Source organism: Streptococcus constellatus (assembly GCF_902167705.1).
Taxonomy (GTDB): Bacteria; Bacillota; Bacilli; order Lactobacillales; family Streptococcaceae; genus Streptococcus; species Streptococcus constellatus_A.
Map to the genome: position 1 here is coordinate 56,037 of NZ_CABHMZ010000003.1, position 15,470 is coordinate 71,506.

General features: G+C 40.8%; 12 protein-coding genes. 9 read left to right on the forward strand and 3 right to left on the reverse strand.

The annotated features are described in order from the left end of the window. The first annotated feature begins 17 nt into the window (after positions 1-17). The 4 genes from FQ204_RS00530 to FQ204_RS00545 all read left to right on the forward strand — a co-directional run bounded on the left by FQ204_RS00530 (position 18) and on the right by FQ204_RS00545 (position 4,481). Positions 18-1,436, forward strand: a complete 1,419-nt coding sequence (locus FQ204_RS00530) for a C69 family dipeptidase (protein WP_144207263.1) — start codon at positions 18-20, stop codon at positions 1,434-1,436. Positions 1,437-1,659: 223 nt separating this feature from the next. Beyond that, the gene (gene trxA / locus FQ204_RS00535; protein WP_144207266.1) at positions 1,660-1,974 is read left to right on the forward strand and encodes a thioredoxin; all 315 of its coding nucleotides are present in this window, start codon (positions 1,660-1,662) and stop codon (positions 1,972-1,974) included. A gap of 1,044 nt (positions 1,975-3,018) precedes the next feature. Beyond that, on the forward strand, positions 3,019-3,876 hold the full coding sequence (locus FQ204_RS00540; protein WP_144207269.1) for a mechanosensitive ion channel family protein: 858 nt from the start codon (positions 3,019-3,021) through the stop codon (positions 3,874-3,876). Positions 3,877-3,893: 17 nt separating this feature from the next. Further along, positions 3,894-4,481 (forward strand): DUF4352 domain-containing protein, encoded by a 588-nt coding sequence (locus tag FQ204_RS00545; protein WP_144207271.1) that lies wholly within the window; start codon positions 3,894-3,896, stop codon positions 4,479-4,481. Positions 4,482-4,562: 81 nt separating this feature from the next. On the opposite strand, the gene gdhA is transcribed toward FQ204_RS00545, so the two are convergent. Further along, positions 4,563-5,909, reverse strand: a complete 1,347-nt coding sequence (gene gdhA, locus FQ204_RS00550; RefSeq protein ID WP_144207274.1) for an NADP-specific glutamate dehydrogenase — start codon at positions 5,907-5,909, stop codon at positions 4,563-4,565. 582 nt (positions 5,910-6,491) lie between these two features. Here gdhA and FQ204_RS00555 point away from each other — a divergent pair. Both FQ204_RS00555 and msrB read left to right on the forward strand, forming a co-directional pair. Next, positions 6,492-7,427 (forward strand): dihydroorotate oxidase, encoded by a 936-nt coding sequence (locus FQ204_RS00555; RefSeq protein ID WP_144207277.1) that lies wholly within the window; start codon positions 6,492-6,494, stop codon positions 7,425-7,427. A 116-nt stretch (positions 7,428-7,543) separates the two neighbouring features. Further along, positions 7,544-8,479 (forward strand): peptide-methionine (R)-S-oxide reductase MsrB, encoded by a 936-nt coding sequence (gene msrB, locus FQ204_RS00560; protein ID WP_144207280.1) that lies wholly within the window; start codon positions 7,544-7,546, stop codon positions 8,477-8,479. 341 nt (positions 8,480-8,820) lie between these two features. Here the strand turns inward: msrB and FQ204_RS00565 are convergent, their stop codons facing one another. Next, positions 8,821-9,570: a MurR/RpiR family transcriptional regulator gene (locus FQ204_RS00565; protein ID WP_144207283.1), complete on the reverse strand. Its 750-nt coding sequence runs from the start codon at positions 9,568-9,570 to the stop codon at positions 8,821-8,823. A 164-nt stretch (positions 9,571-9,734) separates the two neighbouring features. On the opposite strand from FQ204_RS00565, the gene FQ204_RS00570 reads away from it, so the two are divergent. From FQ204_RS00570 to FQ204_RS00580, 3 genes are all read left to right on the forward strand, one after another. Beyond that, positions 9,735-11,573: a glucose PTS transporter subunit IIA gene (locus FQ204_RS00570; protein ID WP_144207286.1), complete on the forward strand. Its 1,839-nt coding sequence runs from the start codon at positions 9,735-9,737 to the stop codon at positions 11,571-11,573. Next, positions 11,573-13,045 (forward strand): glycoside hydrolase family 1 protein, encoded by a 1,473-nt coding sequence (locus tag FQ204_RS00575; RefSeq protein WP_144207289.1) that lies wholly within the window; start codon positions 11,573-11,575, stop codon positions 13,043-13,045. The genes FQ204_RS00570 and FQ204_RS00575 overlap by 1 nt, the downstream gene beginning before the upstream one ends. Positions 13,046-13,147: 102 nt before the next feature. Further along, positions 13,148-14,059 carry an AEC family transporter gene (locus FQ204_RS00580; RefSeq protein WP_144207293.1) on the forward strand — a complete coding sequence of 304 codons (912 nt, stop codon included), beginning with the start codon at positions 13,148-13,150 and terminating at the stop codon, positions 14,057-14,059. 204 nt (positions 14,060-14,263) lie between these two features. On the opposite strand, the gene FQ204_RS00585 is transcribed toward FQ204_RS00580, so the two are convergent. Beyond that, a complete protein-coding gene (locus FQ204_RS00585; protein WP_144207296.1) occupies positions 14,264-15,442 on the reverse strand; it encodes an ROK family transcriptional regulator in 1,179 nt (392 codons plus the stop codon). Positions 15,443-15,470 lie beyond the last annotated feature (28 nt).

Sequence of the window (15,470 nt, forward strand, 5' to 3'; positions counted from 1 at the left end):
GAAGAGAGGAAACATTTATGAGACAAAAAGGAATGCAAGATTCCTGCACGACGATTTTGGTGGGAAAAAAAGCGAGTTATGATGGTTCAACTATCATTGCACGTACAGAGGATTCGCAAAATGGTGTGTTTACGCCTAAGAAATTTATTGTTGTTAACCCAGAAGATCAGCCGCAGCATTACAAATCTGTGCTGTCAAGTTTTGAGATAGATTTGTCGGACAATCCAGTTCGCTACACCAGTGTACCGGACGCTCTTGCAAAAGACGGGATTTGGGGTGAAGCTGGTATTAATGTTTATAATGTAGCCATGAGCGAGACCGAGACGATTACCACGAATAGCCGAGTGCTGGGAGCAGATCCTTTGGTGGCGACTGGTATCGGAGAAGAAGACATGCTGACCTTGGTGCTGCCTTATATCAAAACGGCGCGTGAGGGCGTGTTGCGCTTAGGGAAGATTCTTGAAGAATACGGCACCTATGAATCAAACGGGATTGCCTTTTCTGACGTGGATGAAATCTGGTGGTTGGAGACAATCGGCGGACATCATTGGATAGCTCGCCGTGTACCCGATGACGCCTATGTAACCAATCCAAACCAGCTAGGAATGGATTATTTTGAGTTTGACAATCCAGAATATTTCCTCTGTGTTCCTGATTTGAAGGACTTTATTCGTCGTAATCATTTGAATCTCAACTATGACGGGGAATCTTTCAATCCGCGCTATGCTTTTGGTAGCCAGCGTGATAAAGACCGCCACTACAATACACCGCGTGCTTGGGATATTCAGCGTTTTCTCAATCCAGAAATCGAGCAAGACCCGCGCTCCTTTTTCCTTCCTTGGTGCCAAAAACCCTACCGCAAAGTCACGATTGAAGATGTCAAGTATGTCCTTAGTAGCCATTACCAAGACTCTCCTTATGACCCTTATGGCTTAGAAGGCACACCTCACAGCCAGCGGACCTTCCGCACGATTGGGATTAACCGCACAAGTCAAACATCTATCTTGCAGTTGAGACCCAATAAACCACAGGAAACGACGGGCATTCAATGGTTGTCCTATGGCTCTATGCCTTACAATACAGCCGTGCCTTTCTTTACTCAAATTTCTACGACACCGACTTATTTTGCTAATACAGGTGAGAAAGTCTCTACGGATTCGTTCTATTGGACCAATCGCTTAATCGCTGCTTTGGCTGACAGTCATTTTTCTAGTCATCTGGGGGATTTGGATGATTATCAAGAAACAACTATGGCTTTGGGACATGAAATGCTGGGACGCGTGGATTGTGCCTTGGAAAAGGGAGAAATAGTTGACTTTGAAGCAGAAAATCAAGCTCTAAGCGATAAGATTCAAGAAGCAACGGACCAACTTCTGAATAAAATTCTGCTAGATGCCAGCAATCTGATGACCAATCATTTTTCTTTGAGCGACTAGTTCTATGGAATGAGAGGCTCCGTAGCACATTCTGATATTACAGAAGATTCATCTCAAGTAATTTCCGATGGATAGAAGTTTATTTTCGGAATGCTTGAACGCTAATCTGCGGAGGAGCTTTTTGCTCCGTAGCAAATATTTTGCAAATGCTTCCTTTTAGTGTAGAATGATGTCAAGAAATGAAATAGAGCGATGACATCAGTCATCGTCAGAGGAGAATAATATGGTAGCAGTAGTTACAGATGCAAACTTTGCAGAAGAAACAAAAGACGGACTTGTCCTCATTGACTTTTGGGCAGCATGGTGTGGTCCTTGCCGCATGCAGGCACCGATTTTGGAAAAATTAGCCGAAGAAGTGCATGAAGACGAATTGAAGATTTTCAAAATGGACGTGGACGCCAATCCAAATACACCTCGTGAATTTGGTATCATGTCAATCCCGACCCTCATCTTCAAAAAAGACGGGCAAGTGGTGAAGCAAGTTGTTGGTGTTCATACCAAAGAACAATTAAAAGCTATTGTAGCCGAATTGAGCTAAAAGAGAACAGGCTTGAACGAAAGTTTCAGGTCTTTTTTCTTTTTAAGATTAGAAGAGTACTTTTGACAAGATTTCGTTTTCATCAGTCACTACCCTTTTGCTAATAGATCAATACACCAAGCGGTGCTATAATGAGAATGAAGAAAGATTGTTTCAATCAGAAAGGACGGTCAAATTATGGGAACATTTGGAATAGTGGCTGTATTCGTCATTGTTGTACTCTTATTCATTTGTATCTATCTTCTTTTCAAAGTTATCTTCAAAAAATAAAGTTAGAAATTAAGTAGGAGATAATTACAAACGAGATAATTTCACTTTGTCCGCCCAGCTGACAAGGCAAACTGATTGTCGTTCACTCCGTCCGCCGGGCGGACGAAGCAAACGAAAAGTAGTTTAGACTGTCGACCGGGTCGAAAGAGTGAATACAAAATAGTTCAGACCGTCGACCAGGTCGAAAGAGTGAATGCAAAGTAGTTCAGACTGTCGACCGAGTCGAAAGAAAGAATGAAAAGTAGTTCAGACCGTCGACCGGGTCGAAAGAGTGAATGCAAAGTAGTTCAGACCGTCGACCGGGTCGAAAGAGTGAATGCAAAGTAGTTCAGACCGTCGACCGGGTCGAAAGAGTGAATGCAAAGTAGTTCAGATTGTCGACCGAGTCGAAAGAAAGAATGCAAAATAGTTTAAGTTGTCGCCCCAGTCGATAGAAAAAAGGAGAAGTCATTGAAAAACGGTCGCTTTAGGTGATAAGTAACAAAGGAAAGAAGGAATTTATGAAGCAAGAAAAGCTCATTGGACTTAAAATTAGTAATCTTCCTTTCCGTGCTCAATAACAGCCGCAAACACTATGCGGATGTCCTTGCCCGTCGCAAGGGCAAAGAGCCTAAAGCAAAAGCAGAATTGAACTAATTAAAAATGAAGTTGGGTTCTTCCCAGCTTTTTTTGCTAGTAGGTGAAGTGAGAGTCAGCCAAATTATTCTTGGCGACAGAGTACGTGCGCCGATAAGGCTCGGATATGGTATAATAGAAATAAGCAGGAGGTGACCTATGTTATTTGCGAACAAGAATGTATTCTCTCGCTACTTTGAAAAATTCAACTGGTCTAATTTATTAGATGACGTCTTTAGCAAGCTCGTCTCACTCGTGCTATTGCTAGCTCTCTTTTACCTCGCTAAAAAGCTAGTACATGTACTCGTAAGAAAGATTATCTCACCCTCTTTGAAACTCTCCAGTCAAGATGAAGGGAGGCAAAAGACCCTCACTCGTTTGATTGAAAATTTGCTGAATTACACCCTTTACTTTTTCTTGATCTATTGGATATTGGCGATTTTGGGCTTGCCGGTGTCAAGTTTACTGGCAGGAGCTGGGATTGCTGGGGTGGCAATCGGGATGGGGGCTCAAGGTTTCTTGTCCGATTTGGTCAATGGTTTCTTTATTTTACTGGAGCGACAGTTGGATGTCGGAGACAGCATTCGCCTGACCAATGGCTCGATTAAAATCGCAGGGACGGTTGTGAGTGTCGGGATTCGGACGACACAAGTGCGCGATGCGGATGGCACCTTGCATTTCGTTCCCAATCGCAACATCACTGTCGTCAGCAATCTCTCTCGCGGCAATATGCGTACGCTTATTGACATTCCCCTATACGCTCAGACGGATCTGACCAAAGTCACTCAGATTATCCAGCAGGTCAATGAGGAATATGCGGGCAAGCAAGCAGAAATTTTGCAGGAACCAATTATTCTAGGTCCTCAACTCGCAGACAATGGACAATTTTATTTCCGTGTCAGTATCACCGTCCAAAGTGGTAGCCAAAGTACCGTTTATCATCAATTTTACAGATTGTATCATGACGCTCTATTAAAGGGAGGAATTGATTTGCCAACTATTTATGCACCAGCGTAAGCAGAAAGGAGATTATTATGGAAGAACAAGTACCGCATGAAATAAAAACCCCTGCCGCTCACGTCTATCGCTTGAAACAGCCCCTGTATAAGCAGCCTTTGTTTTGGACGACAATCATTAGCTGTGTCATGCTCTTTTACATGACCCTTATGGTAGCAGGCTTAAGTATTGTTAACCTTGCTTTTTTAGGTCACGGCACTCGGATTGAGACTTACCAAGATAATTATAGACATCACCGCTTGGGAGATAGTGTGCTTTTTGAAAATGGCATGAAAATCACCGTTCAGTACATTCACGTGGATTCTAAAGAGCGAATGGAAGGGAAAGCGACAGGTGCAATGATTACTGCCAAGGTGATTATCGAAAATACTTCTAGTGAAGCACTCTCGCTTAATGTCTATGACTTTGATTTGCAAGACGAAATGGGAGAATCTTATGTAATGGATGATGACACTTTTGAGACTAACAAAATCAAAGAGGAACTCGTGGCGGGCGAAAAGATAGAATGGAAGCTGATGTATGACGGTGAGGACGGATCGCAGCAACCCTACACTCTCACTTATGATAATGTCAAGTGGGGAGAAGCCGAAAGCGTGAAATTTTAGAAATAGCTATTGATTATTTCAGCAGAAGAACAGTAAAAGGCTGTGGACGAACCTGTCCACAGCCTTTTGTCAGATATTCGGTTAAACAATTCCTTGGGCAATCATAGCATTGGCAACATTTTCAAAAGCAGCAATGTTTGCTCCTGCTAGATAGTCTTTGCCAAGATTGTAGTTTTCAGCAGTTGTCTTAGCAGTGTTGAAGATGTTGGTCATGATGTCTTTCAGACGAGTATCTACTTCTTCACGCGTCCATGAGAGACGGAGGCTATTTTGGCTCATTTCCAGAGCGGATACAGCCACCCCACCAGCATTTGCCGCTTTGGCAGGACCATAAAGGAGACCATTTTCTTTGTAAACAGCAATGGCGTCAAGATTGCTTGGCATGTTGGCACCTTCTGATACGCAGAAGACGCCTTGAGCTACTAAGCGTTTTGCTGCTTCACCGTTAATTTCATTTTGAGTGGCACATGGCAGAGCAATGTCAAATGCACCTTCGTAAGTCCAGACAGATCCTTCGTGATAAGTGGCACTGGCTCTTTCAGCAGCGTATTCTGTCAGACGAGCACGGCGTTTTTCTTTCACATCTACCAGAAGATCAAAGTCAATTCCGTCCTTGTCAATGATATAGCCATTTGAATCAGACACAGAAATGACTTTGGCACCGAGGGCAGTTGCTTTTTGCACAGCATATTGAGCTACATTTCCAGCACCAGATACGACAACGGTCTTTCCGTCAAAACTTTCACCGTTTGCTTTGAGCATTTCTTGCGTATAGTAAACAAGACCATAACCAGTTGCTTCTGGACGGATTAGAGAACCTCCAAATCCAAGTGGTTTACCAGTCAAGACACCAGCATCAAATTGGCGTAGGCGTTTATACTGACCGTAAAGATAGCCAATCTCGCGTCCGCCAACCCCAATATCACCAGCAGGAACGTCAAGAGAAGGGCCGATGTATTTTTGCAATTCTGTCATAAAGCTTTGGCAGAAACGCATGACTTCAGCGTCTGTTTTGCCTTTCGGATCAAAGTCAGAACCACCTTTACCACCGCCGATTGGCAGTCCAGTCAAAACATTTTTAAAGATTTGTTCAAATCCGAGAAATTTCAAAATTCCTTGATTAACCGTTGGGTGGAAACGAAGACCGCCCTTATATGGTCCAACTGCGGAATTAAATTGCACGCGGTAACCGCGATTGACCTGAACCTTGCCGTCGCGGTCAACCCAAGGAACACGGAAACTAATCACACGTTCTGGCTCGGTAATGCGTGCCAAGATATTTTCTTCAATGTATTCAGGATGTTTTTCAAAAACGGGTTCAAGTGTGTTTAAAAATTCTTCCACCGCTTGCAGAAATTCTGCTTCGTGAGCATTGCGAGCTTTCACAGCTTCAAAAGTGCTTTGGATATATTCTTTAGCAGTTGTCATAGACTTCTCCTTAAATAAGATACTAAGACCGTAAAAAACAAAAGAAAAATAGGAAATATGACGAAGAAGCGATGCTTCAAGGAATATTTATCTTTTTTCTGAAGTTTTTAGGTCGTGTTCAGTTATTCTGAACATGCTAGACTTTCGTCCGAGTTCAATTGCAATAAGATACTAAGACCGTAAAAAACAAAAGCATCCACGTCGCTATGCTCCTTAATATCCATGTCCGTAATTCGCTATGCTCAAACGGTCATGGAAAAAATAGGTAACCGAACGATGCTTTGTAAGATTAGTTAGACTGTTCTCTTCTAGATTTCAATAGTCTTAGCTCCATCACAGAACGAGACTTTCGTCCGAGTTCAGTGTATGTTATATTTTGTTACGTGTGTCATTATAGCAGAAAATTTTTGTGCTGTAAAGAAAAAAGTTGAATTTTCTGAAAATTCCGACATAAAATTCACAACCAACTCTTGCTCAGCAAAGATTCATTTGCTTATCCCGAACATTTTTTCCTTCTATTCCGTTAAAAGAGTCAGATTTCTGCTTTTAATGGTACAATAGAAAAAATGAAAGGAGTATTTCATGTCATCAACTCAAACACAAATCGCTGGTTTTTCTTTTGACAACTGCCTGATGAATGCGGCTGGAGTGGCCTGCATGACAATCGAAGAGCTGGAAGAGGTAAAAAACTCAGCTGCGGGAACCTTTGTCACCAAAACAGCTACTTTGCAAGCGCGAGCAGGAAATCCCGAACCTCGCTACCAAGATGTGCCGCTTGGCTCGATCAATTCAATGGGGCTGCCCAATCATGGATTGGATTATTATCTGAAGTATTTGTTAGAATTACAAAAAACAGAGCCTAATCGAACCTTCTTTTTATCTCTTGTGGGGCTATCCCCCGAAGAAACCCACACTCTTTTGAAAAAGGTGCAGGACAGTGACTTTAAAGGCTTGACCGAGCTTAATCTTTCCTGTCCCAATGTTCCCGGCAAGCCACAAATTGCCTATGATTTTGAGACAACGGAAAAGATTTTGAGTGAAGTATTTGCCTATTTCACTAAACCGCTCGGGATTAAATTGCCACCTTATTTCGATGTTGCGCATTTTGATCAGGCAGCAGCGATTTTCAATAAATTCCCACTTTGCTTTGTCAACTGTGTCAATTCGATTGGCAATGGGCTGTATATTAACGATGAAACAGTTGTCATTCGTCCGAAAAATGGCTTTGGCGGAATTGGCGGTGAGTATATTAAACCGACTGCATTAGCAAATGTTCATGCTTTCTATCAACGGCTCAATCCGACTATCCAAATCATCGGCACCGGCGGTGTATTGACCGGCCGAGATGCTTTTGAGCACATTCTTTGCGGAGCCAGTATGGTGCAAGTCGGAACAACGCTGCATAAAGAAGGTGTAGGGGCTTTTGAGCGCATTACAAATGAGCTGAAAGCGATTATGGCAGAAAAAGGTTATGAAAGCATAGAAGATTTTCGTGGGAAGTTGAACTATCTGGATTAAACCAGAGTGGTATTTAACAGTTCATTGCCATATCATTCTCAAGAAAGTTCTAATCAAATCCTTATAATATTTTAGAGATTTATGAGAAAATAAGAACAAAGAAATGAGGTGTTTTTATGGCTGAAATTTATCTAGCAGGTGGCTGCTTTTGGGGCTTGGAAGAATACTTTTCCCGTATCACAGGTGTGACTGATACGACTGTCGGTTATGCTAATGGGCAGGTAGCATCCACTAATTATCAGTTGATTCATCAAACCGACCATGCTGAAACCGTTCAGGTGACTTATGATGAAAATCTGGTTAGCTTGCGAGAAATTCTGCTCTATTATTTCCGTGTGATTGATCCGCTGTCTATCAATAAGCAAGGAAATGATATTGGGCGTCAATACCGCACAGGGATTTATTACACAAACGACACGGATGTGCCAGTCATTAACGAAGTCGTGAAAGAGCAAGAGCGGCAATTCGGTCAGAAGATTGCGGTGGAAGTAGAACCGCTGCGCCATTATGTATTGGCAGAGGACTATCATCAAGATTACCTCAAGAAAAATCCTGGCGGTTACTGTCATATCAATGTCAATGATGCTTATCAACCCTTAGTTGATCCGGGACAGTATGAGAAACCGAGCGAAGCTGTTTTAAAGGAAAACTTGTCTGAAGAATCCTACCAGGTCACTCAACATGCCGCAACCGAACGACCATTTCAAAATGAGTATTTTGCAACTTTTGAAGAAGGCATTTATGTGGATGTGACAACAGAAGAACCGCTCTTCTTTGCCAGTGATAAGTTTGATGCTGGTTGTGGCTGGCCGAGTTTCACAAGACCGATTGCTAAAGATGTGATCAAGTATTATCAAGATAAGAGTCACGGCATGAAGCGAGTTGAAGTGCGGTCGCGTTCAGGAAATGCACATTTAGGCCACGTTTTCACAGACGGTCCGCAGGAACAAGGCGGACTTCGTTACTGTATCAATTCAGCAGCACTACGCTTCATTAAAAAAGAAGATATGGAACAAGCAGGATATGGCTACTTACTTTCATATATGAAGTAAAATGTGATAAGCTGCTAGAGAATGAAAAGGGAACTAAAGGAGAATTTTTAGCTCCCTTTTTTTATTTTTTCAGAGCTTCCTATTTTGTGTACATTTTGTGATGCAGATTTTCATGTCTATCGAGATAGTTTGTTGATAACAGGATAAGATTATTGATTGTGGAGATGAGGATACAGATCATGTGAATGAGGCTATGGCAACACTAAAAGAAAATTTGGTGACTATCAGGGGAGTATGCTACGAAATGATAGCTAAGAAAATAATCAAATAAAAAAACAAGAGGCACTAGAAAGATATACGGCTCTTGTTTTTGTAATGGTTCTAAAATTTAGTTGATTCAATCATAATTTAGAATGAATGATATTTAAGAGAATTTCTACAAACATCATAGGGATTGATTGGACATCGATAATAGACTGTTTAGAAAATGAATTTCCAGGAAGGGTGATGACGTGGGTGAAATACTTGGCAGCAGAAGCATGCTCATTTAAAGTGATAAGATAAGAGCGTTTAGGCATATTTTTAGAAATTGCACTCAAAGAGTTGTTAAAGTTAGAAGTAGCTCCTGAAATAGAAAACATAATAAGTGTATCTTCTTCTTCAATGATATTTGACAGGTGAGTCCCACTATTTAAGTCGGTTGCTAACTGACTAGCTATTCCTAAATCTTGTAAACCAAAATGTAGATAACGTGCAGGCATAGAAGATAAAAATACGCCAAATATATGAAGCTGCTGTCTTTTTAAAATGCTGTCGGTCAGATGCTCAATCAAATGACGGTCTAAATTTTTAATTTGATTTAAAACAATAGCATATTGATCACTCATTTGATCTAGAATATCTTCGGATTGTTCTTTGTAGCGTGTATGAAGATAGCGAATGGCATCGTAACGAAAGTCTTTAAAACCTTTATAGCCCAAAATTTGACAAAATCTCAATACAGCAGATGTTGATGTGTAAGATGAAGAAGCGATTTTGGTGATAGTCAATATTTCAATTTTCTCAAAATTATCTTTTAGAAAATGATAAACTTTGGTCTCAGACTTTGAATAAACACTTTCTTGCAATTGCATTTTTTGTAAAATATCCATAATGAAAATTTACCTTTCTAACAAACTATTTTATGATTTTTTGATAAAAATGTCAAAAAATAGTAAAAATTTTAACAAAATATTGACAGCGCTTTCTTTTTGGTGTATAATGACCGTAAAAAATTCCAAATAAACATGGCAAAATTGTCAGGAAGGAGTTCAATATGGACTATAAGAAATTAGCCCAGAGTATTATTACAAACGTTGGCGGTGCCGATAATGTAACGATTTTATCGCATTGTATGACGCGGCTTCGTTTCAACCTAAAGGATGTTTCCAAGGCAAATAAAGAAGCGTTGGAAAATCTGGATGGTGTTATTGGGGTTGTGTATGCTGGTGGGCAATATATGGTTATTTTGGGTCAACATTTGATTCAAACGTATGATGCTATCATGAAAGATTTTGATATAACATCTGGTGGTAGTATAGATGAAAATTTAGATGGTGATTTAACACCGAAAGAACCATGGACTTGGAAAAATGCTGGCAGCAAGATTATTGGTTTTGTATCAAGTTCAGTTACACCAATGATTCCAGGGTTGATTGCGGGTGGTATGTTAAAAGTAGCATTGTTGTTAATTGTTACTTTTGTAGATGCTAATTTTGTAAAATCATCTAGCTATTTATTATTATCAGCAATTGCAGATGCACCGTTTTATTTCATGCCAATCTTTGTGGCTTATGGTGCAGCTACAAAATTAGGTGGAACTCCTATTTATGCAATGGCTGCAGCGGCAGCACTTTTGCATGGAAATTTTACGGGTCTGGTAACGGCAGGTAATCCGATTCAGCTATTTGGTTTGGGAGTATGGCTGCTTTCTTATGGGACTTCGCTTCTGCCAGCTCTCTTGATTGCTATTGTTGCTTACTATGCTGAGAAATATTTAAATAGGATTGTTCCTAATATTTTCAAGGCTATTTTTGTCGGAATGGGAACAATTTTCATCGCAGGCAGTTTAGGTTTTCTTATCTTAGGTCCATTAGGAAACATGGTTGGACAATGGATTGCAGCGATCTTTATGTTCTTAGATAGCACGGTTGGTCCGCTTGCAGTTGGTCTTCTGGCAGCTTCTCTTCCTTGGATGGTTATGGCAGGGATGCATACAGCACTTTCTCCATTTATGCCACAGCTTTTGACAAACCCTGGTTATGATGCCATGTTGCGTCCAGCTTTTCTGATGCACAATATGGCTGAAGGGGGAGCAGTTATTGGTGTCATTGCTCGTACAAAAGACAAAGCAAAACGTAGTGAATTCATCTCAATTGCCATCGGCTGTATTGTTGCAGGTGTCACAGAGCCAGCTATCTATGGTGTCATGGCAGGCGGACTTGCAGGTGGTATTGTAGCTAGTCTTCTTGGTGCTAAAGCCTATGAAATGGGATATTCTAATATCCTTGCTTTACCGATTTTTAGTAAAACAGTAATGGCAGCTGTTATAGGGATTGTGGTGACAATCGTAGTGGCAGCTATTGTTTCATACGTTCTTGGTATTGATGTTAAAAAAGAAGATGCTAAACTTGCAGTTACCGAACCTGTTCAACAAACTGTATCAGATAATGCTATTCTAGCTCTTGCTGATGGTGAACTGCTTCCACTTGAAACTGTTCATGATGAAGTTTTTGCTAAAAAGCTAATGGGAGATGGCGTAGCTTTCAAATTGGCTACAGATTTTATTACAGCACCTGTCAATGGTGAATTGACAACGGTCTTTCCGACGGGGCATGCTTTTGGGATTACTCGTTCAGACGGTGTAGAGATATTAGTTCATATTGGTATCAATACAGTTAAACTCAATGGGGCTGGTTTTGATGTTCTGGCAAAAGCTGGAGAGACAGTCCGCGCTGGTCAGCCTATCGTAAAAATTGATCGTGATGTTATCGAAGAAAAAGGCTATGATACAACAACGATGCTCATCATTACAAATGCTAATGGAAAAACGATTAACTTGCAAAGAACTGGTGATGTGAAACAAGGACAACGCTTGGATAAGGAGGAGAACTAATGTCATACGAATTACCAAAAGGTTTTCTCTGGGGAGGAGCCACGGCAGATTTTCAATATGAAGGTGGCTTTGGTGAAGGTGGTCGAGGACTGCTTTCTCATGATTATGAAACAGATGGCTCACAAGAAAATCCACGTCATCACACTATGCGTATGCCAGATGGCAGTATTATCAATCCCCGTAGTTCATTTTTCTATGCAGATCCGGTTCCAAAAGAAGCAGAACCTGTTTTTCTAGAAGGCGAATATTATCCAAGTCATCAAGCAGTGGATTTTTACCACCATTACAAAGAAGATATTGCTCTCATGGCGGGTATGGGCTTCAATGTATTTCGCTTTTCAATCTGTTGGTCACGTATTTTCCCAACAGGAGAAGAGGCTGAACCAAATGAAGAAGGTCTCCAATTTTACGACGATGTCATCAATGAAATGGCGAAATACGGTATGGAGCCTTTGATTACCATTTGCCATGATGAATTACCTATGAATTTGGTACTTAAATATGATGGCTGGTCATCGCGTTATGTCATTGATTGTTATGTCAAATACTGCAAGGCACTCTTTGAGCGTTATGGAGACCGCTGTCGTTATTGGCTGACGTTTAATGAAATCAACGCAGTGCGTGGCTTCGGTCCTTGTGGCACGCGGCAATCTGCTGGTCAAGATCGCTATCAAGCAGACCACCATATGTTTGTAGCTAGCGCACGTGCAGTTAAACTTGGACATGAGATGATGCCAGACAGTCAATTCGGTGCCATGTATGCCATGAGTGAACTATATCCTGCTACTTGCAAACCAGAAGATGTCTTTCAGCGGTTGCAAGCCCGTCGTGAAAATTGGTATTTCATTGATATTATGGGACGCGGTTATTATCCTCGCTATGCGAAAGAAATCTGGCGTCATCACGATGTGACAGGTATTGCTTTTGAAAATGGAGACGAAGAAATCCTCAAGGAAGGGCAGCTGGATTTTATTTCCTTTTCTTATTATCGATCCAATACGACAAAGGCTGGTGACGCTTGGTTTACAATTGGTGGCTCTTCTAATCCTTATCTTGAAGAAACTCCTTGGGGCTGGCCGGTTGATCCTCTGGGGCTTCGCCATGTTATGAATGAAATTTATGATCGCATTCAAAAGCCAATTTTCATTGTGGAAAATGGTACGGGAGCGATTGATGAAGCGGATGAAAATGATTATGTGGAAGATGACTATCGCATTGATTACCTGCGCGATCATCTGCAGGCTATGGCTGATGCGGTCAATATCGACGGTGTAGAATGCTTGGGCTATACTATGTGGGGTCCGATTGACCTTGTTTCCCTGTCAACAGGTGAAATGAAGAAACGTTATGGCTTTATTTACGTTGATATGGACGATAAAGGTAAGGGAACCTTGAAGCGGACTCCTAAAAAATCTTACCAGTGGATGAAGGAGATTATTGCGTCCAATGGTGCCAAGTTGGCAGAAATGTAACGAAGAAACCCAGTCCTATCGAAAGACTGGGTTTACTTGCTGACGTGTTATAATAAAATTGGTAGCGAAAATTAGTAGCAAGACAACTATAAGGAGTTTGATGTGTTTACGATTTTATCAAGGGCGATTGGATTTTTACTCATTATTTATTTGGGTTACTTTTTGAAACAGAGAAAAGTGTTTAAACATGAAGACGGAGCAAAATTGTCCACTCTCTTAATGAATGTGACACTGCCATGTTCTATTCTAGCTTCAGCAGCTCCAATTCCTTTTTCATTTGATTTATTCCTTCCTTTTATGATGGGAATAGTAGGAAATCTTATCTTAGATGGATTTGGATATTATTTTGAGAAAAGTCATCAACCATTTAAAAAGGGAATTGCTCTTATTCAAAACTCTGGCTTTAATATTGGAACATTCGTTATCCCTTTTGTGATAGCATTCTTTCCAAGTAAATATATGATGACAGTTCTTCTCTTTGACACGGGGAATTCCATCATGTGTATTCGGGGTAATTATCTACTAGCTGAGAGAATTATTCAAGGAAAACAAAAACAGTCTATTAAGGCTATTCTCAAGAAAATAGTTGCTTCTATCCCTTTATGTACTTATCTGATGACCTTGACCGTGTCGCTGCTGCAAATTCAAGTTCCTCACCTATTTCTCAATATAGTCAGCATTGCGGGAAATGCGAATCCTTTTATTGCGATGCTCATGATTGGAGTGCTAGTTGATTTCCACATTGACAGACAGGATGTTCGTTTATTGGTAAAACGACTGTTACAACGATTTGTTTTGATGGGGCTTCTTGCAGGATTTGTTTATTTCACATTTCCAATAAGTCTCGTTGCAAGACAAATGCTTGTGCTTTGCCTTTTGGCTCCGATTTCAACTTTAGGACCAGTGTATGCTCTCCAATTAGGCTCAACCCGTTCGGAATCAGCTAATCTTAATTCACTTAGCATTTTTATTAGTTTGTTAATGCTTACGTTTCTTAGTATGTGTTTTGCGTGAGAGGATACTTCTAAAAAGAGTCTGGGATAATAGCATTCCAGACTCGTATGATTCGTATAAAAAACAAGCTGCGCAGTAGGTGATTGCTCAAAGTAGCGCTTTGAAGTTGCGAATAGATCTTGCGAAGCCAGTGTAGTGTCACTGCTGTTCACTTTTCAAGCTCAGAAAAGCACCTAATCACTTTGTAGGCCTCCTCCATTTTACTTAAACAGTTAGCCACTCTTTTTGCAGACAAAGCGCAACGCCTGCTACTGCACCAGTAAAGTCATTATAAGGCTCAATGATGAGTTCGGGTAAGTCCTTGAAGAGTAATTTTGGTTGTTGAGAAATTTCTTGATAGAAGGCTGCAATAATCTTCTCGTCAGTCAAAATAGGACTGTGCAGATAGATTTTCTTGGCATCAATCATCATGTTGAGGTTTAGTAGGGATTGCGCCAGATATTTGAAGGCCAAATGTAGGAGATTGAGTATAGCTTGGTCTCCTAACTTGTATGCCGTGAGAATGGTCTGAATGGTTATATCTTCTTTATCTGTGACAAGCGATTTTAAATAAGTCAATTCAGCAGTTTCAAAGAGAATCTGTGCTTTTTTTATCAGCCATGTTTCACTGGCATAGGTCTGTAAACAGCCTCTGCGCCCGCAACCACAGACTTCGCCGTCAGGACAAACGACGGTATGACCAATTTCACCGATGACAATGTTGCTTTTGCCATAGATTTCACCATTATACATATAAGAGCAGTGCATACCTCTGGCGAAGTGAAAATAGATGAAATTCTCATCTAGCTGATAAGCGGGAAACAGACGTTTCGCTAGTGCCATGCAATTGACATTATTGGAAAAATAAATCGGAAAGGAAAACTGACTTTTAATCTTTGCTAAATCAAATTGTTTCCAAATTTGATTGTTCGTTGTAATCACATCATTGTGCAAATAGCGTCCAGGAATGGCTACACCTACAGCTCGAATCGGATAGGACGTATGTTGAGAAATGAATTGTCCTAGCAAGTGACTGAATAAATCCGCACCCTCTGCCAGAATTTTTTCCGGGGTAACATTTGCCTTGTATTGATCAATCACATTTCCAGTATTGTCACTCAAAACAAAAGAAAAATACTTTTCTGACAGTTCACAGCCGATGAAATAGGAGTGTTGTTTTTTAATGCCCAAGAGGATTTTTTTGCGCCCGACTTTTACATGCTCCTCATCTTCCCCTAACTCATACAGCAACTTTTCTTGGATAAAATCTCCTGTAATCGCACTGACTGTTGCAGGAGTAATACCGGTCTCTTTTGAAATATCAATGCGGGAGATCGGTCCCTTGGCGTAAATTTTATCTAAAATAATCGCTCGTAACTCAGCTTGCTTTTTCGTTTGATTCATCATCTATCATTCCTTTCCTGTATCTATT

What these genes read in the sequence shown, in the direction of transcription:
- gdhA (WP_144207274.1), bottom strand. Translation starts at nt 5,909, where the DNA reads ATGACAACTGCTAAAGAATATATCCAAAGCACTTTTGAAGCTGTGAAA.
- trxA (WP_144207266.1), top strand. Translation starts at nt 1,660, where the DNA reads ATGGTAGCAGTAGTTACAGATGCAAACTTTGCAGAAGAAACAAAAGAC.
- msrB (WP_144207280.1), top strand. Translation starts at nt 7,544, where the DNA reads ATGGCTGAAATTTATCTAGCAGGTGGCTGCTTTTGGGGCTTGGAAGAA.
- FQ204_RS00545 (WP_144207271.1), top strand. Translation starts at nt 3,894, where the DNA reads ATGGAAGAACAAGTACCGCATGAAATAAAAACCCCTGCCGCTCACGTC.
- FQ204_RS00530 (WP_144207263.1), top strand. Translation starts at nt 18, where the DNA reads ATGAGACAAAAAGGAATGCAAGATTCCTGCACGACGATTTTGGTGGGA.
- FQ204_RS00575 (WP_144207289.1), top strand. Translation starts at nt 11,573, where the DNA reads ATGTCATACGAATTACCAAAAGGTTTTCTCTGGGGAGGAGCCACGGCA.
- FQ204_RS00555 (WP_144207277.1), top strand. Translation starts at nt 6,492, where the DNA reads ATGTCATCAACTCAAACACAAATCGCTGGTTTTTCTTTTGACAACTGC.
- FQ204_RS00565 (WP_144207283.1), bottom strand. Translation starts at nt 9,570, where the DNA reads ATGGATATTTTACAAAAAATGCAATTGCAAGAAAGTGTTTATTCAAAG.
- FQ204_RS00570 (WP_144207286.1), top strand. Translation starts at nt 9,735, where the DNA reads ATGGACTATAAGAAATTAGCCCAGAGTATTATTACAAACGTTGGCGGT.
- FQ204_RS00540 (WP_144207269.1), top strand. Translation starts at nt 3,019, where the DNA reads ATGTTATTTGCGAACAAGAATGTATTCTCTCGCTACTTTGAAAAATTC.
- FQ204_RS00585 (WP_144207296.1), bottom strand. Translation starts at nt 15,442, where the DNA reads ATGAATCAAACGAAAAAGCAAGCTGAGTTACGAGCGATTATTTTAGAT.